17 protein-coding genes are annotated in these 18489 nt (G+C 48.0%); 11 read left to right on the forward strand and 6 right to left on the reverse strand.

Annotated elements, in window-relative coordinates:
- The first annotated feature begins 229 nt into the window (after positions 1–229).
- The 9 genes from R0I52_RS07245 to purF all read left to right on the forward strand — a co-directional run bounded on the left by R0I52_RS07245 (position 230) and on the right by purF (position 8834).
- The gene (locus R0I52_RS07245) at positions 230–814 is read left to right on the forward strand and encodes a nitroreductase family protein (protein ID WP_410524046.1); all 585 of its coding nucleotides are present in this window, start codon (positions 230–232) and stop codon (positions 812–814) included.
- Between the two features lie 116 nt (positions 815–930).
- Positions 931–2223 carry an NAD(P)H-dependent glycerol-3-phosphate dehydrogenase gene (locus R0I52_RS07250; RefSeq protein WP_317053762.1) on the forward strand — a complete coding sequence of 431 codons (1293 nt, stop codon included), beginning with the start codon at positions 931–933 and terminating at the stop codon, positions 2221–2223.
- A 75-nt stretch (positions 2224–2298) separates the two neighbouring features.
- Positions 2299–2757, forward strand: coding sequence for a phosphoglycerate mutase family protein (locus R0I52_RS07255; RefSeq protein ID WP_317053763.1), 459 nt, complete (start codon positions 2299–2301; stop codon positions 2755–2757).
- Between the two features lie 116 nt (positions 2758–2873).
- Positions 2874–4118: a type II secretion system protein GspL gene (gene gspL / locus R0I52_RS07260; RefSeq protein ID WP_317053764.1), complete on the forward strand. Its 1245-nt coding sequence runs from the start codon at positions 2874–2876 to the stop codon at positions 4116–4118.
- A gap of 66 nt (positions 4119–4184) precedes the next feature.
- Positions 4185–4760, forward strand: coding sequence for a type II secretion system protein GspM (gene gspM, locus R0I52_RS07265; protein ID WP_317053765.1), 576 nt, complete (start codon positions 4185–4187; stop codon positions 4758–4760).
- A gap of 146 nt (positions 4761–4906) precedes the next feature.
- Positions 4907–5311, forward strand: coding sequence for a DUF4870 family protein (locus R0I52_RS07270; RefSeq protein ID WP_105246715.1), 405 nt, complete (start codon positions 4907–4909; stop codon positions 5309–5311).
- A 119-nt stretch (positions 5312–5430) separates the two neighbouring features.
- Complete coding sequence (locus R0I52_RS07275; protein ID WP_317053766.1) at positions 5431–6465, forward strand: quinone-dependent dihydroorotate dehydrogenase; 1035 nt, start codon at positions 5431–5433, stop codon at positions 6463–6465.
- Between the two features lie 60 nt (positions 6466–6525).
- Positions 6526–7023, forward strand: coding sequence for a CvpA family protein (locus tag R0I52_RS07280; RefSeq protein WP_317053767.1), 498 nt, complete (start codon positions 6526–6528; stop codon positions 7021–7023).
- 275 nt (positions 7024–7298) lie between these two features.
- On the forward strand, positions 7299–8834 hold the full coding sequence (gene purF / locus R0I52_RS07285; RefSeq protein WP_317053768.1) for an amidophosphoribosyltransferase: 1536 nt from the start codon (positions 7299–7301) through the stop codon (positions 8832–8834).
- Positions 8835–8948: 114 nt separating this feature from the next.
- On the opposite strand, the gene R0I52_RS07290 is transcribed toward purF, so the two are convergent.
- From R0I52_RS07290 to yajC, 6 genes are all read right to left on the reverse strand, one after another.
- Complete coding sequence (locus tag R0I52_RS07290) at positions 8949–9308, reverse strand: AzlD domain-containing protein (protein WP_317053769.1); 360 nt, start codon at positions 9306–9308, stop codon at positions 8949–8951.
- Positions 9298–10029 (reverse strand): AzlC family ABC transporter permease, encoded by a 732-nt coding sequence (locus R0I52_RS07295; RefSeq protein ID WP_410524036.1) that lies wholly within the window; start codon positions 10027–10029, stop codon positions 9298–9300. The genes R0I52_RS07290 and R0I52_RS07295 overlap by 11 nt, the downstream gene beginning before the upstream one ends.
- A gap of 93 nt (positions 10030–10122) precedes the next feature.
- Positions 10123–11547 (reverse strand): MATE family efflux transporter, encoded by a 1425-nt coding sequence (locus tag R0I52_RS07300; RefSeq protein ID WP_317053770.1) that lies wholly within the window; start codon positions 11545–11547, stop codon positions 10123–10125.
- Between the two features lie 307 nt (positions 11548–11854).
- Positions 11855–13078, reverse strand: a complete 1224-nt coding sequence (gene secF, locus R0I52_RS07305; protein ID WP_207970020.1) for a protein translocase subunit SecF — start codon at positions 13076–13078, stop codon at positions 11855–11857.
- Between the two features lie 9 nt (positions 13079–13087).
- On the reverse strand, positions 13088–14965 hold the full coding sequence (gene secD / locus R0I52_RS07310) for a protein translocase subunit SecD (protein ID WP_317053791.1): 1878 nt from the start codon (positions 14963–14965) through the stop codon (positions 13088–13090).
- A gap of 381 nt (positions 14966–15346) precedes the next feature.
- Positions 15347–15676, reverse strand: coding sequence for a preprotein translocase subunit YajC (gene yajC / locus R0I52_RS07315; RefSeq protein ID WP_075102080.1), 330 nt, complete (start codon positions 15674–15676; stop codon positions 15347–15349).
- A 522-nt stretch (positions 15677–16198) separates the two neighbouring features.
- Here yajC and R0I52_RS07320 point away from each other — a divergent pair.
- Together R0I52_RS07320 and R0I52_RS07325 are read left to right on the forward strand one after the other, a co-directional pair.
- Positions 16199–17479, forward strand: a complete 1281-nt coding sequence (locus R0I52_RS07320; protein WP_317053792.1) for a hemolysin family protein — start codon at positions 16199–16201, stop codon at positions 17477–17479.
- Positions 17480–17858: 379 nt separating this feature from the next.
- Positions 17859–18353: a hypothetical protein gene (locus R0I52_RS07325; protein ID WP_317053771.1), complete on the forward strand. Its 495-nt coding sequence runs from the start codon at positions 17859–17861 to the stop codon at positions 18351–18353.
- The last annotated feature ends 136 nt before the right edge of the window (positions 18354–18489 follow it).

The following is an 18489-nucleotide window of genomic DNA, read 5'->3' on the forward strand; positions in this document are numbered from 1 at the left end:
TGAGTACAATAATAGCTGTTGAGTGCAAGGGTGTGTTAAAGGTATAACAAAGGCGTGATATCGTGTGCGCATGCAATGGTTTTTAGTCGTTTTGAGTAAAAGACAGCTTTAAGAATTATCAAAGCTTGACGCAACCCGTCTGTGGCCACAAAATAAATAAGGAGCAGTAATGACTACCTCTGATAAAAATAATAAAAAGCAGTCTATACAAAGTATCGACACGGATGATATGCCAGTCAGTAGCGACGCGATGATCGGCTGGATTGGCTCGAGGCGCAGCATGGGCAATCTAGACACGCCGGCACCTACCCGTGCTCAGATAGAAGCAGCAATCGCCTGTGCGGCCACAGCGCCTGACCACAAAAAGCTGCAACCGTGGCGGTTTATCGTGACCGAAGGTGAGGCGCGTCGTCAGTTGGGCGAGGCATTAGTGACCGCCGCAAAGGCGCAGGCTGCACAACAAGGTGAAGTGCTGACCGAAAAAACCATCGAAAAAACTCATACCATGCCGCTACGTGCACCTGTTATCATAACGGTCGTGACCAACATGCAAGCACACAAAAAAGTGCCGCCTTTTGAGCAGCTGCTCAGCGCAGGCGCCGCTGTCCAAAATATGCTACTGGCTCTAAAGGCACAAGGCTTTAGTACGGTATGGCGGACAGGCTCACTCTGTAATGAGCCTGCGGTCAAGGCATACTTTGGCGTGGGGCCAGATGATTATATTACGGCTTTTGTTTATACTGGCACCAGTCCTAAGAGTGAGCCTACACGCAAGCCTATTGACATTGAACCGCTCATACGTTTTGAGTCATAAGGTATACAGGCGCTTTGATTCAGATGCCCACAATACATAATAAGCACAGCCGGCATCTTGGTTTTCAATCACGATAATGCTATTTATAATAAGTCAGTCAACACGGATACCAGAACATGACTAGCCCTAACGACAGTAATAAAGACACCAATAACGAGCATAGTGACACGGATAAGCAAAGCTCTGATAAACAAAACAGTCTGCTGGCAGGCATCATCGAGCGTGCCACCAAATCAGGTCTGGGCCGTAAAAAGCTCAATCCCAGTGCGGTAGAGTCTGCCGTTGCAAAAAACATGGCCAAAATCCATAGCAACCCGATCAAGCTACGTTTGGCGTTTTTGGGTGGCGGCAGTTTTGGTACTGCCATGGCAAACCTCGCGGCGCGGAATGGCTGTGATACCACGCTTTGGGTGCGAAATAAACGCACTGTTAAGGCGATGGCAAAAACCCAAACCAACAAAAAATATCTGCCAGGGCATAAGCTTGATGATCGCTTAAAATACAGTCATGACTTGGCCGCTGCAGTCAAAGACAAAGACATTATTTTTATTGCGGTGCCTGGTTTGGCTTTTCGTGAGACACTAAAAAACATCGCGCCTTTTATCAGCGGGCAATCTATTGTTTCTTTGACCAAAGGTATGGAAAAAGACACGTTTGCCTTGATGAGTGATATCATCAAAGAAGAGTTGCCAGAGGTGAATTTTGGCGTGATGTCAGGGCCCAACCTGGCCATAGAAATCATGAAAAACATGCCATCTGCTACGGTGATTGCGAGTGAGTCTGAGCCGCTGCGCCATGCGGTGCAAGCTGCGCTGCATAGTGCGTTTTTTCGGGTATTTGCCAGTGATGATGTCAAAGGCGTAGAGCTGGGCGGCGCGCTCAAAAACATTTATGCGATTGCTATGGGTATGGCAGCCGCCTATGAAGTCGGCGAAAACACCAAGGCCATGATATTGACCCGCGCTTTGGCTGAGATGAGCCGTTTCGGGGTCGAGGCGGGGGCCAATCCATTGACATTCTTAGGCCTGTCAGGCGTTGGTGATTTATACGCAACCTGTAACTCAGAGCTCAGTCGCAATTTTCGTATCGGTAATATGCTTGGCCGCGGTATGAATATCGATGCGGCAGTCAAAAAGCTGGGTCAGACCGCAGAAGGGGTCAATACCATCCAGCAAGTGCACGAAAAAGCCACCCGCGAGGGCATCTATATGCCCATCACTCATGCCCTTTACGCCGTCATTTATGAAGACAAGGCCGCCTTGGGTGTGGCTTTGCATCTGATGGAAGCTGGGTTTCGTAGCGATGTCGAGTTTGTGATGGCGCATGATCATAGCAATGCGGCACTAACGGCACATATGAAAAGCTCAGCCAGCAAAACCGCTGACAAGGACAGTGATAAAGACAAATAATACGCCAAATAAAAAAGCCATTTTGCTAAAAACTTGCAGTAGATATGCAGCGCTTAGGCGGCATTAAGGAAGCTCATGAAAATTATATTGGTACGTCATGGTCAAGCAGAGAATGACACGCGGCCAGACAGCGCGCGTCAACTGACAGATCTGGGTAGAGAGCAGGCGGCGCAAACGGCAGAGTATGTGATGACGCGCTATCAGCCGGATCAGTTTGTCGTGAGTCCTTATGACAGAGCGCAGCAAACCTTGGCCGCGTTTCAAGGCTGTGCGCCAACAGTGCCCTTTGTCGTACTAGATAACATTACGCCAGCAGATGATGCGCGTCAAGCCTTGATCGACCTTGGTCATATCGAAGCCGAGTGCTTGGTAGTTGTGTGTCATATGTCAATCGTCGCTCACATCGCAGGACTGCTGATAGGAGAGTATCCTGAGTCGTTTGCCTTGGCAGAAGCACGAGTGTTTGAGATGGACTTTGTGATGGCTGGCATGGCGCGTGAAACGGATCGCTTTGTACCAAAGCAGCCTTATTAGCTTGTTTGATGTGATGCGTGTTTTGCCCGTGCTTATGGTCGTCACCCAGTAGCAGTTGTCTACACAATAACGCCACCTACCTTTGATAAATGCTTTAATGATTAAGGACACGCTTAGTGATACATGTTTGGTTACGGGCGCAGCATAGCCCACTGGCTGTCTGGCATGAAGACCTCCAACACTGGCAAAGCGTTGAGGGGTGGCAGCAGCTACAAGAGGGATATAGGAGTTATAAAGCCAATGGAAAAAATGCGGTCTGCCTGTACTTTCCATCCAGTCATGTATTGCAGGTAGATACTGAGCTAAATACCGCCCAGCTCAAGCAGCTGGGCAATAGTGGTAAGCAGTATCTGTTTGAAGAGACCTCTTTGACTCCTGTGGAGCAGTTGGCCGTTCGCCAGATCAGTCACGCTGAGCGTCATCAATTGTATGCCTTGGCGCAAAGCGATATCGACTCATGGCAACAAAGCGCGCAGTTGGCTGGCATGAGCCTCATCGCATTATTGCCTGATTTTTTGTTATTACCTGCGCCAACGGAGCAGGCCGGTCAGCAAATCACGCTTTATCAAGACGAGCAAACCACTTTGCTGCGCCAGTCTGCATGGCAGGGCATGGCGGTCAGTTATTTACCGCTGATTTTTGAGCGTTTTCCGCACTTAAGCGAGGTGAGCGTTTTGCCGCCTATCGCCGCTATAGAACAGCAAGACGAGCTGGACGCTCGGTCTGATTGGTTTGCCCGCACCGCTGAGCTTATCGCTGATCATCAGCTGCTGCTGACGCCGCTATCTGATTCCCCAGTACCGCTTGAAAGCCCTGAGCGCCATGCGCTAAATTTCTTTGTAAAATCTGCTGATTCTCAGCTATCGCCGTATTTGCGGGTGGCGATGATGGTAGCGTTGGCGGCGCTAGTGCTACAAATAGCAACCGATGGCGTGCAGTGGTATCAGTACCAGCAGGCAGCCACTGCGACCAAAGCTGAGATTGCAAATCAGTATAATGCTTGGTTTGCCAACGAGCCACTGAGCAGTCGCAACAAACTACAAATACAGCTGCAACCAAAGCTGCGCCATGACAGTCAAGCACAGGCGTCTCATATGGCGACACTGGCACGGATATCACCCTTGATCAAGCAGTCTTCATTGCATGCACAGGCTTTGGTAATGCAGCCCTCTGCGCTAAGTTTTACCTTGATTGCTCCTGATCGTGGTAGTCTTGACCAGTTTACCAGCACCTTGGTCGCCCAAGGCATCGATGCAAAGCTGGCTCAGGTTAATAGCACTGAGCAAGGGCAGTTCAGTGGTCAGATCACAGTAGCGGTCGCAGAGAGTGCGGACTTACAAGCGGCCATGGCGACCTCATAGTCTAAGTCTTTCTTACTCATAGTCTAAGTCTTTCTTACTTATCGCAAAATCAGCAAAAGGTAGATAATGAAACGTTTACAGCGCCGTGCTAAGAGCCGCAACAGTATTGCTGAGCCGAGTAAGCCAATAAAGGACAATGCTTTATTGGAGCATTTTAGTCATTACCGAAACACATTATCGTCGCGCTGGCATGCCTTGCCATCACGCGATCAGCTAGCGCTAATGGTACTGTCTGTGTTTTTATTGGTGTTTGTGGGTGGTTATGGTGGCTATAGTATGCATCAAGCAGCAACAGACAGTAAAAACGCCTATCAAGCGCAAGTGGCCGATTATTTTTGGCTGCGTGCTCAGGCAGGCAATATCGACAGTCAGGCGTTCGCTGCATCTGCTGCCTCAGACGGCGCAGCGGCCATGCCACCTGCCAGCCGCGTCAGTACGCTACTTGACCATTCAGGCATTGCCAACGCGCAAGTCGTCGTGGCGGGCGATGCGGTACAGCTCAGCTTTGATCATGCCAGTCAAGCGGTGGTCAGTGGCGCACTTGCCAAGCTGCAGCAGCAGGGTTGGCAGTTTACTCAGCTATCGATGCAACAAGATTTGACCAGTCAGCTGATACAAGTACAAGCGACCATCGCTCAGTGAGTCATCTACAGCAGGCTATTGATAGATGCACCATTGAAAACCCCTTTGTTTGACACAATGAACTAAGTATCAGTCACTGTCAGATATGGATGCGTACAATGGCCAATTATCCTATAAATAACAATAACAATCAGGCGAAGGATCCTATGAATAGCGACAAACGCCGCTCCTTAATCACTTACAATCACATCACTTATCTGCTCTATGTGGTCAGTTATTTTACCGCAGGTCTGTTGTGGATTGTGCCGATCGTGATGAACTATGCTAAGCGTCATGATGCCGATGGCTCATGGCTTGCTACTCATTTTGATTGGCAAATCAAGACTTTTTGGTACAGTATTGTTTGGTTTGTCCTGGGCATTGTTATTATTGCCTTTGCGCTCGGCGGATTTGGGGTGAGTATGTTGACCGATAGTAGCAACAACATGGCCATCGGCTCGGTACTACTGGCAGGGGTTGGCTTGCTAATAATGCTGTTTACTTTTATTTGGCATCTCTACCGAATCATCAGAGGCTGGATTGCACTCACAGACAATCGCCCTGTTCCTTAATATAAAAATTTAGCCCATGAAACTTTGCTCTTATTTCTGTTAAGCTGATATAATCGCAGCGCTTGATCTTATCCGCACTTTTCATTCACCATAACTTTCGAGCAGGGTCTGCCACCATTATGTCTTATGCCTTACTTCGCCCTTTTTTGTTTAATATGGATCCTGAGCACGCCCATGAGATGACACTGTCTTTATTGGACAAAGCGTACAGAGCGCGTGTATTGGGATTGGCCTATGGTCAGTTGATGCAGCCCACTGACTGTATGGGATTGCAGTTTTCCAATCCTGTGGGGTTGGCTGCTGGACTGGACAAAAACGGCGATTATATCGATGCGCTGGCGGAGCTGGGTTTTGGCTTTATTGAGGTCGGGACCGTCACGCCTCGAGCGCAGGCGGGCAATGAGAAACCCAGGCTCTTTCGAATCAAACAAGCCGATGCGATTATCAATCGTATGGGGTTTAATAATCAGGGCGTTGATTATCTGATAGAAAACGTTAAACGGTGTAAATACAAAGGCAACATCGGAATTAATATCGGTAAAAACGCCGACACCCCTGTAGAGCAGGCGGCCGATGACTATGTATACTGTCTCGAGCGTGTCTATCCGCATGCCTCTTATATTACGGTCAATATCTCCTCGCCCAACACCAAAAACTTACGCGATTTACAAAGTGGTGAAGCACTGACGCAGCTGCTGCATACGATCAAAAACCGCCACAGTCAATTGGCTAGCGAATATGGCTTTTATGTGCCATTGGTGCTAAAGGTAGCTCCAGATTTAGAGCCATTACAAGTTGACTATATATCGCAGCAATTAATAGACTTTGAGATTGATGGTCTAATCGCAACCAATACCACGCTGAGCCGAGTCGGGGTTGAGGATCTGCGAGATGGCGATCAAGCAGGCGGGCTATCAGGTCGTCCGGTGAGCCATACCAGTACCCAGATATTGCAGCAGTTCTCAGATCAGCTAGAGGGCAAGGTGGCACTGATTGGGGTGGGCGGTATCGATAGTGGCGCCAAAGCGGTCAAAAAAATCGAAGCAGGGGCCGATATGATACAGCTATATACTGGGCTTATTTATCGTGGGCCTGGTCTGGTACAGTCTTGTATTCAGGCGATTGGCGGCTATTATGACGCCATGGAAGGCTAAAGCCTGTCCTCAGCGGCAGTCTCTCACCATACAGATGATAAAACCAATGAGGCATAGGACATGAGTGGTTTGGATATCGTGATTGCTATTGTTGTCTTAATTGGACTGTGGCGCGGCTTTCAGGTAGGGCTGATTAAGACAGCAGTGGGTTTGCTGGGCTGGTTTGTCGCCCTTATCGCCGCCACTCGGTTGGCAGGTTCGATTGCCCCGCAGCTGGTGGGTGTGGTACAAAACCCTGTTTTGCAGATAGCCATGGCGTTTTTATTGGTGGTGATTGTTATTTTAGCCATTATGCACTTGGTTGCTTTTGTCTTCTCCGGTATCCTTCAGACGCTGCGTTTGGGTGTGTTGGATAAAATGGCAGGCGGCGTACTCGGTGCGGCAAAAAACGTACTGATGGTCTTGGTGGTGCTGAGTGTCAGCGCGCCTTTGCTGGTACAAATGCCGCAGTGGCAAACGTCCGTCCTCGCGCCAGAGCTATTGCCTTATGCACCGATGGGTAAAGCCTTGGTGTCAGACGTACTGGGCATGGCGTGGGATCAGGTCAATCAGTCTTAAGCGTTCGATATCATCGGCCAATTTTGGTTAGACCAAATTTTATGACATTATCTTCGTATTTTTCCTTGATAAAAAATGATTTGATAGCAATTACAGCTCATAAACGGGCAATCGACATACTAGAGTCGATGGCGGGCGTTTTTGACAAATAACACATCAGTGTAGTAAGAGATATTATCAGGCAGATGGCAAGGCGATGCTGGCTGCTAAACAGGCCGCTCTAAAGTCTCGTCGTCATTGTAGTACTAATGTATGGGTCAAAATAGGATAAAACTATGTGTGGAGTCGTTGGGGTTGCAGCTCATGAGCCAGTCAATCAGATTCTTTATGATGGCTTGACGATGCTACAGCATCGCGGGCAAGATGCAGCAGGTATTGTGACGTTGCAAGATGGACGACTCTATCTGCGTAAAGAAAACGGCATGGTCCGTGATGTGTTTATGAACCGTCATATGATCAAGCTGGTCGGCAAATTTGGTATCGGCCACGTACGCTATCCAACAGCGGGTACCTCTAGCAGCGCAGAAGCTCAGCCATTTTATGTCAACTCGCCTTATGGCATCACCTTGGCGCACAATGGTAATTTAACCAATGCTGAGAGTTTGGCAAAAGAGCTGTACATCGAAGATCGTCGCCATCTAAATACCGACTCTGACTCTGAGGTCCTGCTCAACGTACTAGCGCATGAGATGCAAAACTTGGGCAAAACCAACCCAAGCGCTGACGATATTTTTGAAGCGGTAAAAGCGGTATATAGCCGCTGCGAAGGCGCTTATGGCGTGGTCGCTTTGATCACAGGTCACGGCTTATTGGCGTTTCGTGATCCAAACGGTATTCGTCCGCTGATTTTTGGTAAGCGCATGGCACCCAACGGTGGCACCGAATACATGGTGGCATCTGAGTCTGTGGCATTGACAGGGTCAGGCTTTAGCATTATTCGTGATGTCAAACCAGGCGAAGCAATTTTTATCGATTTGGATCACAAGCTGCATACCCATCAATGTGTTGAGCAAAAAGAATACACGCCTTGTATCTTTGAGTATGTTTACTTTGCCCGTCCAGACTCTATTATGGACAACATCTCGGTTTACAAATCACGCTTGCGCATGGGCGAAAAACTGGCAGACAAAATCTTGGCAGAGTGGGGCGACGATCACGATATCGACGTGGTGATTCCTATTCCAGACACCTCGCGCACCTCTGCGATGGAGCTGGCATTAAAGATGAACGTCAAATACCGTGAAGGGTTTATGAAAAACCGCTATATCGGGCGTACTTTTATCATGCCAGGTCAGCAGCAGCGCAAAAAATCTGTCCGTCAAAAGCTCAGTGCAGTACCGCTCGAGTTTAAGGGCAAAAATGTACTGTTGGTAGATGACTCTATCGTCCGTGGCACAACTTGTCATGAGATCATCCAGATGGCGCGTGATGCTGGTGCCAACAAAGTGTTTTTTGCCAGTGCCGCGCCGCCAGTCAAGTATCCAAACGTGTATGGTATCGATATGCCGGTGCGTAGCGAGCTGATCGCCTCTGGTCATACGGTAGAGGAAGTACGAGATATCATCGGTGCTGATCGTTTGATTTTCCAAGATTTAGAGGATTTGATTGACGCGGTCAAGGACACCAAGTACAGCAAAGTAGAAGGGTTTGATTGTGCCGTGTTTAATGGCTGCTACATCACAGGTCAAATCAACGAAGCCTATCTTGACTATCTACAAGAGCAGCGCAGCGACACTGCCAAAACAGGTAAAAAAGGCGTGCAAATCGTCGCCGATACGCCAGTCGATATGATGGGCGTCGAAGAGCTATAATGTCTCACTGAGCAGCCGCTCATAGTATCTAATAAAAAGGCTGGACTCTTCTCAGAGTTCAGCCTTTTTCATCACAAGATAAAGATAAGATAAAGCGGTGCTGCTATAAAACTGTTAGCCCAAAAACTGAGTAAACAGCCATAGCAGCCCATTAATGGCAGCGATACCAACGACCATACTGACCAATAACTGACGGCTGATATGATAAACCAGTAGCACCAACAGTAGCGCGCCAATCTGTGCCATCAGCAAATGTAGCTCTGCGCTATGCATACCGGTGGTGGCTGATAAGTTTTGATAAGAAAGGCTGGTGAGGATAAGCAGCACCATCACCGATAAGGGCAAGCTTTCATTTAAACGGTGTAGCCACGGCGTGTCCAGCAGCTTTTTTGGTATCAAAGCGGGTAGTGCACGCGTGACAAAGGTCACTGCAGCCATCGCAAAGGTGGCCAAAATCAGATAACTACTGCTCATGAGCGTCTCCTTTTATACCGCGCTGTACCCAAAAACCACGTGCCAAAATCATCAACATACAAATAAAAATGGCCACCAACAATAACCAGTTACTGGTAAATACTGAGGCAATCAATAACGCGATAATGGCAATGCCAATAGGGAAATAGCGTTTGATGCTCTGAAACTGCTCATAGGCCAATATCGCAAACAGACAGACCAGCGCAAAATCTAAATGCGGCACCATATCACTAAGGGTGCTGCCGATCATCACGCCGATCGCGCCTGCCAACACCCACCAGCTTTGGTTAAACAGACTAATGGGTAAAATGAGCGACCGCCTTGACTCATGAGGTAGGCTGGTCATCACCGAAAATGTCTCGTCGGTCAAGGCAAACAAACAGTAGGTTTTGGCGATTTTATTTTGCGGGAGAGATTGAAGCAATGGCATCCCATAAAACACATGACGCAGGTTAATTGCGGCAATATTGGTTGCCATATTGCCAATCGGTAGGCCGGCGCTGAGCATGGGTAAGCAGGCGTACTGAGCGGCGCCTGCATAGAGTACGACACTGAGCATAATGGTCGCCCATATAGGGACGCCCGCCACCTGCGCGAGCACACCAAAGGCTATCCCCGCTGGCAGATAACCCATTGCCACAGGCAAACTTTTTTTAAATCCTTCGGCCCAGTTATAGTGGGCCCTATGCTGCTGATGTAATGGTTTTGATTGAGTAGTCACGTGACATCCTAATTTTCCTACTGACTTTTTTATTAACTTGCTATAACATTTTTATATCGAACTGACGATATCAACATCGGAGCAAATGCCGCCTTACGCGTCTATTTGGAGCTTTTCATAATCGCCTGTCTGATGAGCCCGGTATAAAAAACCTATTAAAATGATAAGTCTGAGTAGTAATAGGCTCCAGACACTCAGCCAAATACCAGTCATATCCCACTGCTGATAGAGTAGCCAGCTTAGCGGAAAAAAAACAGCCGCTAAGATAAGCGCAGCATTCCGAATCACCTTACCAGCAGTTAGACCAAAAAATATGCCATCCAGCCAATATGCGCCCACACCGACTAAGGGTAAGAGCACCGCATACAAGTGATATTGGTCAGCTAAGCGAAACACCGCCTCGATATTGGTCATAAATGGTAGGTAGATAGGCATGGCCAGCCACCAAACCGCGCTTAATAAGATAGCCAGCGTGTAGCTAACGACCCCAGTGCGCTTGATAATGACGCGAAAACTTGACCAGTCACGTCGTCCAGCTGCCTGTCCGCTCAGCGTCTCAGCGGATACAGCAACGCCATCTAAGGCAAAGGCTGATATGCTCAATACTTGTAATAATATGGCATTGGCAGCCAATATAACATCGCCACTTTGAGCAGATAGACGGGTAATCCAAGCAAAGCTTAACGTTAGAATCAGCGTACGTATAAAGATGTCTTTGTTCAGTGAAAATAGCCTAAGCATTTTATCTTTAGTAAAGTGCTGGCGATCAGCACAAATCAAGGTTCGCCAAGATATCTTTAGGTGCCGGCAGCTAAGCCATAAAGCCAACAATACACCTGACCAAAACGCAATGGTGGTGCCCAGTGCCACCCCGACCAGTTCCATCTGTAACCCAAAGACAAAAAACAGCGTTAGGACAATATTGAGCACGGCGATAAAGCCCTGCTGATACAGCATATAACGGGTTTTGCCTTGCCCTGCAAACCAGCCAATAAAAGCAAAGTTCATCAGCTCGGCGATGACACCCCAAAAACGCACATCCAAATACGTCTTGGCCGCGCGGCCACTCTCAGGATTGGCCGACAGTGCCTGTAGGCCAAAGTCTATTAGCCATGGTTTTGCCAGCAGCAATACCAAGCCGATGGCCGTGGCTAATAATAAAGCACGCTGTAAGATGGACAGCAAAGGAGCGATAGTATGATAATCAGACGTGTTTTTATCTTCGCTTGCTCCATCCATACGGCCCGCCAGTTGCCCCAGTGCTTGCGCGGATAGCCCAGACGATGCATATTGCAAAAAGTTAAAACTGACCAGCAATAAAGACAGTAATTGTATCGCAAGTCCCATACCTGCAAGCTTAGCAGTATCATTCATATTGCCGACGATGGCCGTATCGATCACGCTTTGTAGTGGCATGGCCAGATTTGCCAGCAAAACCGGCAGCGCAATTGTAATGATGCGCGCATAGCGGGTATCAATCGGTGGTAAGGCGTTAGCAGAGGGGGCGGTAACTGACATTTTTGACTCGTTTTATGCTCTTTGTTAAAGACAGCGCGCTGTCGTAGGCGATACTAAATAAAGTCGACATACAATATGAAGATACGTGATAGATACACGTCTTTTTGCTGGCTGAGGTTGTCTTATATTGACCTGATTGTGGTCAGTAGTCCATAAACGCAGCAAAAAGACAAAAGCACCTAGACTCACAGCTGGTGAGTCAGGTGCTTCTTTTCACACGCTATTATTGTATTAAAGATACAAATTTTGTGCTTATGTTGTCAGTTGGCCATGAGATAAGAGAAAGACGTCGTGGCCAAATACGGCTTTATTCGTACATTTTTGGATCGTTAAACGTTACGATTTCTTCTTCAAACTCAGGCTTTACTTTTACAATAAAGTCGTCACGTGACAGTCCCATACGTAGTGGGATTGAGCTTGCGATGTAAGTCGATGAATACGTACCAGCCAGGAGACCAATAAATAGCGCTACTGAGAACCAGTATAGTCCATCACCGCCTAAGAACATCATGGCCAATACCACAAGTAACACGGTTGAGATGGTCATAATCGTACGGCGCAACGTCTCTGTCAAAGACAGGTCAATGGTCTGACGCGGTGAGATACCACGGACGCGGCGGAAGTTTTCGCGAATGCGGTCATAGACGACAATCGTATCGTTCAATGAGTAACCGATCAAGGCCAAAATAGCAGCCAACACCGTCAAGTCAAATGGAAAGCCGAATAGGGCAAAGACACCAATAGTAACGATGGCATCATGAAACAGCGAAAGCACCGCTCCCAACGATAGCTTAAATTGGAAACGTAGGGCCACATAACCGAGCATACAAACCAGTGCCAGCGCCAACGCCATGACGGAGTTCAAATACACTTCGTTGCCCACTTGGCTACCGATGATATTGACGTTGCTGATATCAGCAGCATTATCGGGTAGTGCCAATGCTTGGGTCAAGCTGGCATTTAGTCCATCGACATTATCAGACTGCGGCGGTAGGCGTACAAGCAGCTCTTCTCGAGTACCCAAATACTGTACCACAGCATCATCAAAGCCACCATCGGCTAAAGCCTGTACGACCTCTACTTGCTCGACAGGTTGCTCATAGCGTACGTCTGCTGAGACGCCCCCGGTAAAGTCAAGGCCTAGGTTTAGGCCATTGACAGCAATTGCAATGATACTACCGATGACCATCAAGAGCGATAAAAGCGCCATTGGCTTTTCTATCTTCATAAATGGAATGATACGCTGATCGCCTATCGCTTTGATGCCGCCTTCTGCTTGCGCTGCTGCATAGTCTTCTGCATCACCTATATCGAGATTTGGATCGATGGCTTGGGTGTTGAGCGTTTGCGCGGCGTTATCACCGCTATTGCCGCGGCGCGCTTTTTTTGATTTGGCTTGGTTGTTACTGCCTTTGCCATCACGACGTGGTTTTTTGCGACGGCGCGTGCTGCTAGCGTCTGTGTTTGAGCCGCCTGGACCATTTCGATCTGGATTGTTTTGTTCTAAAGGGTTGTTCTTATCGATCGCCATAGTGTTCTCCTAACCGATGCTCAAACGTTTGATAGATTTACGCTTACCATAAGCAATTTGTACCAGCGCACGTGTCACCAAGATGGCGGTAAATAGTGAGCTGACAATACCGATAGCTAACGTAATCGCAAAGCCTTTGATCGGGCCTGTACCGATGGCAAACAAGATAAACGCTACCAACAACGTGGTGAGGTTGGCATCAAAAATACTACTAAAAGCGCGATCAAATCCTGCCACAATGGCGGATTTTGGCCGTACGCCATTGGCCAGCTCTTCGCGTATGCGCTCAAAAATCAGGACGTTGGCATCGACCGCCATACCGATGGTCAAAACGATACCTGCAATGCCTGGTAGGGTAAGCGATGAACCTAAAATCGACATAATAGCGATGATGATAATAACGTTTACCGCTAGGGCCACGTTGGCGATGACACCAAAGAGGCGATAAAAAACAATCATAAAGGCAAAGACCAGCAAATAACCGACCTGCGTCGAAAATAAGCCTTTTTCGATGTTTTCTTGCCCGAGTGATGGGCCAATGGTGCGCTCTTCGACGAAGTACATCGGGGCCGCTAAGGCACCTGAGCGTAATAACAGCGCCAGCTCAGCTGCTTCAGCACTACTATCTAACCCCGTGATGCGGAAAGATGAGCCAAGTACCGCTTGAATATTGGCACGGTTGATGACCTTTGTCTCAGCGTAAGGCGTACGTACTTCGACGGTCTCGCCAGTCTCTGGGTCTTCTTCATAGGTGACTCTTTGTTTGTTTTCGATAAACAAAACCGCCATCTGTTTGCCAACAGCAGTACGGGTGGCATTTTGCATTAGCTTACCGCCAGCACTGTCTAGCGTGATGCTCACTTCAGGCGAGCCGTTTTCGTCGACGCCTGTCTGTGCATTGGTGACTTTATCACCTGTGACGATGGCTTGACGATCTAGCAGTACTGGAGGGCCATCGAGCGTCTCAAAGGGGAAAGCCTCAGTGCCTGCTGGTGGAATGCCGCCTGTGTAGGTATCAGCGTCTTCAGCGACCATGCGAAACTCAAGGTTTGCCGTACGTCCAAGGACACGTTTGGCCTCGGCTGTGTCCTGTACACCAGGTAGCTCGACCACGATACGGCTAGCGCCTTGTGACTGTACCAAGGCTTCAGTCACGCCCAGCTCTGCAATACGATTACGTAGGGTCGTGAGGTTTTGATTGACCGCATAGCTGTTGATCTCATCGAGAGTGGCGTCATTGTATGCCAAGATTAGCGCTGGGCCTTGCTCATCAATCGAAGACTGCAAACTAAAGGTATTGCTCATTGAGCCTTGTAGGATGTTTTGAGCACGGTTACGCGCGTCGGTATCGGCAAAATGCAGTACGACACTTTGGTTTTCAGTTTTGATGCCCTTGACAGCCACTCGTTCAGCACGTAGCTCACGGCGCATATCACGGCTCGCACTACTTAAGCGCTGCTCGAGAGCCTTATCCATATCGACTTCGAGAACAAAGCGCACACCACCGCGCAAATCCAGACCAAGCTTCATCGGTTTTGCGCCGATGCTACGTAGCCACTCTGGCGTGGTCTGTGCTAAGTTGAGCGCCACAACATAGTCCTCGCCCAGATTTTGGCGCAGTACTTCTTGCGCTTTGAGCTGATCGACAGGGTTTTTTAGGCGTAACAGCGCACTGTTGCCCTCAAACGTACCATCATGACTGTCCAGACCTGCCTCAGTAAGGAGGCTTTGTGACTCAGTCAAAATACCTTCAGACAGCTGAGTACCTGCGGCCGCACTGGTAATCTGTACGGCAGGTTCGTCAGGATAGAGGTTGGGGGCAGCATACAGACCGGCAATGATAAGCACGACGGCGATGAGTAAGTATTTCCAAGCGGGATATTGCATAATCACTTCTTTAGGTTGATAAACGACTGGCGACGTAGGCCACAAGTTAGCAGATGGGAAGTTAGCGATAGCAATGGCCGAATGCCGTATTTGGCAGTCGTTGTCATGTACCATTGCGATCATCCGCGATGATAATAAAGCATAAAACAATAAAGCAAATAATACAGATGACGCTTTGCGCCGTCATCTAAAATATCTGTTATCGATACATTGTCGATAACATAGAGCTGACAACTTATTGCCGTCTTTGGCATTATAAAATGCAAGGTTTTGCTACTTTATAGCGAAAAATGACCGTAGACAAGGTACGGTCATTTTTTAGGCACGTACGTATTCATCAGTACGACGAGCGCACGCTCATAAATACAGCACGGCTGATAATCATACGCTCTCGATAGTGCCAGCAGGCAATACTGAGATGACAGAAGCGCGCTGTATCTTAACATCTGTGTTGTTGTTCAAACTGACGACAGCATAGTCGCCCTCGATGTCTTTGATACGACCCATCAAACCACCAGCAAAGATAATCTCATTGCCGACACTAAGCGCATTGACCATAGCACGATGCTCTTTGGTACGCTTAGACTGCGGGCGAATGACCAAAAAATAAAAAATCGCAAAAAAAGCGACAGGCAATAAGATCTGGCCAAATATTGACGCAGCGCCTGCAGTTTCTGGGGCCGCATGGGCCGCTTGGATAAATAGCAACATAATTTACTCTCAGTAAGTCATAGACAATAATAAAATTAGACGCATAGTAACAAAAAATCCCAGACTTGGTAACTGTTAATCATAAGCTGGGTGCGTTTTCTCTGGTATATCGGGCGATTGACCACATCAAATGCTCGCCAAAAACCCGTATGACGAAACGTAAAACCTCGGGGATAAACGGCGTACGTAAAAAATCGCACTTAAAAAGAGCGGCTTATTGTGAAATATTATCATCAATGCTACTATCAAATGGCAATAATTGCCGCCACACGATACCCAGAGGGTAGGGCTGGTAAGCTGTCCTTATAAAATGTCACGCGCAGCAGCCAAATATTAGTTGTTGACTGACTGGGTTATTAGTTGCCTATAAGACAAGCTGTCAGGCAAGGTGGTGGGTAGCGATGAGTGCCTGTTTGTCGAGTATCAACCAGCTTTTATGCGGTAGATGCCCGGCGGCGCGTACTCATGATATTATCTTTTTCTTCTTTTCTGTTTAGGTTACCTAACTTGTCCACCTCTTTTATGTTTGTACCTCGTTTAAATCGTCCGCGGGCTTGTCGTCAAGATGAGTCAGCAGAACCTCCCCCAAAGATGTGTCGTCCTGCTCGTTTTGGGCGGCCGTTACTCGCGATGCTGCCGTTGCCTGCCGTCTTGCTACTACCGCAGCTGGCATGGGCGGCTGACGCGGCGGCTGCGCCAACAGCGCTGAGTGTGATGCTGCTGATATTTTTTGTCGTACTGGCCATCGGCGTGTCTTTTGTGTGTTCGTTGGCAGAGTCTGTTTTGCTGAGTATGACGCCGTCGTTTATCGCGGACGTACAAGAAAGCAACCCCAAAAAAGCGGAAATGCTTAAAAGTCTAAAAGTTGACAATATCGATCAGTCGTTGGCCGCTATTTTGACCTTAAACACAGTGGCGCACACGCTTGGCTCTATCGGCGCTGGTGCCCAAGCGACTATTGTCTTTGGTAGTGCTTGGTTTGGACTGTTTTCGGCGATTATGACGCTGGCGATTTTGTTTTTGTCTGAAATCATTCCTAAGACTTTGGGTACGCTGTATTGGCGTCAGCTTAGCGGTCTGGTTGCTTATTTTGTCCGCGGCATTATCTTGCTGCTGTATCCACTGATTTGGATATCAGAGCGCCTCACCAAGCTACTGGTGCGCGGTAAAGAGCCGCAAACCTTTAGCCGCCGTGAGTTTGCCGCTTTGGCCAGTATCGGTGAGGAGTCGGGTCAGATAGATCCGCTAGAGTCGCGCATTATCCGTAATTTGCTGGCCTTTGGTGCTATCAAGGTTGAGGACATCATGACGCCGCGCTCTGTGATGCTCGCTTTTGAAGAAAATAAAACCGTGGCTGAGCTGCTGGTGGATCGCCCTAAGCTGACGTTTTCGCGTTTGCCAATTTATGATGGTGATTTGGACAATATTACCGGTTTTGTGCTAAAGACAGATATGCTGCTGGCCAAAGTCAACCACGCCATGCACAAACCGTTGACCCAGTTTAAACGAGAGATCACCTTTGTGTTCTCAAAAATGAAGCTATTTGACTTACTAGAGCTGATGCTAAAAAATCGTGTTCACATTGCCATTACTGTGGGTGAGTATGGGGAAGTCAAAGGCTTGGTAACGTTGGAAGATGTGTTTGAAACCTTGCTCGGGCTGGAGATTGTCGATGAGATAGACCGTGTTGAGGACATGCAGGCGCTGGCACGGCAAATGATGGACAGACGCGTAGAGCGCCTCGGTATGAAGCTCAGCGATGACGAACAGCCTGAAGACAATGGCTCAGAAGCCAAGTCGTAGCGCTAAGCGTAACTGATCATGATGCCGCCTCGCTGCTTTGAGTGTCTGTTGCTATCAAGTCTTATTGCGATAATCAGTAAGGCTTGATATGACTGTATGCTTCGTGATGGCAGCGTCAGAGATATTCGCAATAATTACACAGGGTGTCACATGGCTGTGAGAATTGAATGATAGTCTCACACTATGATACGAGTCTGCCGTGATTGGATTAAAAAAATTACCAATATGGTTCGTAAAGTCAATATTAAGGCGTCAACATCTATACTCTGTATAGGGGCCTATTTAGTCAAACGATAAATGCGCTAGTGGCCTTCACATCAATACATAGATAAATAAAAAATGGATGGCCATAACGCCAATAATATCGCTAAGGATTATCATGAAACGAGTATGGGGAAACGGGCTTTTGGCTCTGACGATAAAAAGTGCCAGTGTAGCCGCTGTCGTTGCTGCTGCAAGCACCATTACGATCAATGCGCAGGCGGCGACCATGACCGAAGCGCTGGTAAAAAACTACGCCGCTGCCATGAAATCATCAGCGAATAGTCAAAACATCAACCAAGTTGCACGTTTGGTCTCTGATGATGCGCTGATCTCTTTATCTAGAAAAGGGAAGTCAACCAGTTTGGATAAAGAGGCTTATCTAAAACTGCTGCAAAACAGCTGGAATGACACCTCCAATTATCGCTACGACATCTCAGTCGATAACATCGTCATCACTGGTGGACAGGCCAAAGCCAATATGACTACCAATGAAAGCTGGGTAAAAGATGGTCAGAAGGTCTCGTTTGTCACCACCTCGCGGGTGACCTTGACGCTCTCGACGGGCAATGCTGTCTTATTGCGTGCAGTCTCACAAGTGACTATTAATTAGGTCGTGTTGAACATTGGCGACAAATTAATGGCAAAAAAAATAGCGAACGGTTAATCTTTAAGTTCTCACACAAAAAAGATATCGTTCGCTATGCCTCGCACCATGCTCAAAGATGAACACTGGACAAGACTAAGAC

It is taken from the genome of Psychrobacter sp. CAM01, assembly GCF_032842965.1.
GTDB lineage: Bacteria > Pseudomonadota > Gammaproteobacteria > Pseudomonadales > Moraxellaceae > Psychrobacter > Psychrobacter celer.

Coding starts and splice junctions, on each gene's coding strand:
- R0I52_RS07270 (WP_105246715.1), top strand. CDS start 4,907: ATGAATAGCGACAAACGCCGCTCCTTAATCACTTACAATCACATCACT.
- R0I52_RS07275 (WP_317053766.1), top strand. CDS start 5,431: ATGTCTTATGCCTTACTTCGCCCTTTTTTGTTTAATATGGATCCTGAG.
- R0I52_RS07245 (WP_410524046.1), top strand. CDS start 230: ATGCCAGTCAGTAGCGACGCGATGATCGGCTGGATTGGCTCGAGGCGC.
- R0I52_RS07325 (WP_317053771.1), top strand. CDS start 17,859: ATGAAACGAGTATGGGGAAACGGGCTTTTGGCTCTGACGATAAAAAGT.
- secF (WP_207970020.1), bottom strand. CDS start 13,078: ATGGCGATCGATAAGAACAACCCTTTAGAACAAAACAATCCAGATCGA.
- secD (WP_317053791.1), bottom strand. CDS start 14,965: ATGCAATATCCCGCTTGGAAATACTTACTCATCGCCGTCGTGCTTATC.
- R0I52_RS07280 (WP_317053767.1), top strand. CDS start 6,526: ATGAGTGGTTTGGATATCGTGATTGCTATTGTTGTCTTAATTGGACTG.
- R0I52_RS07290 (WP_317053769.1), bottom strand. CDS start 9,308: ATGAGCAGTAGTTATCTGATTTTGGCCACCTTTGCGATGGCTGCAGTG.
- gspM (WP_317053765.1), top strand. CDS start 4,185: ATGAAACGTTTACAGCGCCGTGCTAAGAGCCGCAACAGTATTGCTGAG.
- purF (WP_317053768.1), top strand. CDS start 7,299: ATGTGTGGAGTCGTTGGGGTTGCAGCTCATGAGCCAGTCAATCAGATT.
- R0I52_RS07250 (WP_317053762.1), top strand. CDS start 931: ATGACTAGCCCTAACGACAGTAATAAAGACACCAATAACGAGCATAGT.
- R0I52_RS07320 (WP_317053792.1), top strand. CDS start 16,199: ATGTTTGTACCTCGTTTAAATCGTCCGCGGGCTTGTCGTCAAGATGAG.
- yajC (WP_075102080.1), bottom strand. CDS start 15,676: ATGTTGCTATTTATCCAAGCGGCCCATGCGGCCCCAGAAACTGCAGGC.
- R0I52_RS07255 (WP_317053763.1), top strand. CDS start 2,299: ATGAAAATTATATTGGTACGTCATGGTCAAGCAGAGAATGACACGCGG.
- R0I52_RS07300 (WP_317053770.1), bottom strand. CDS start 11,547: ATGTCAGTTACCGCCCCCTCTGCTAACGCCTTACCACCGATTGATACC.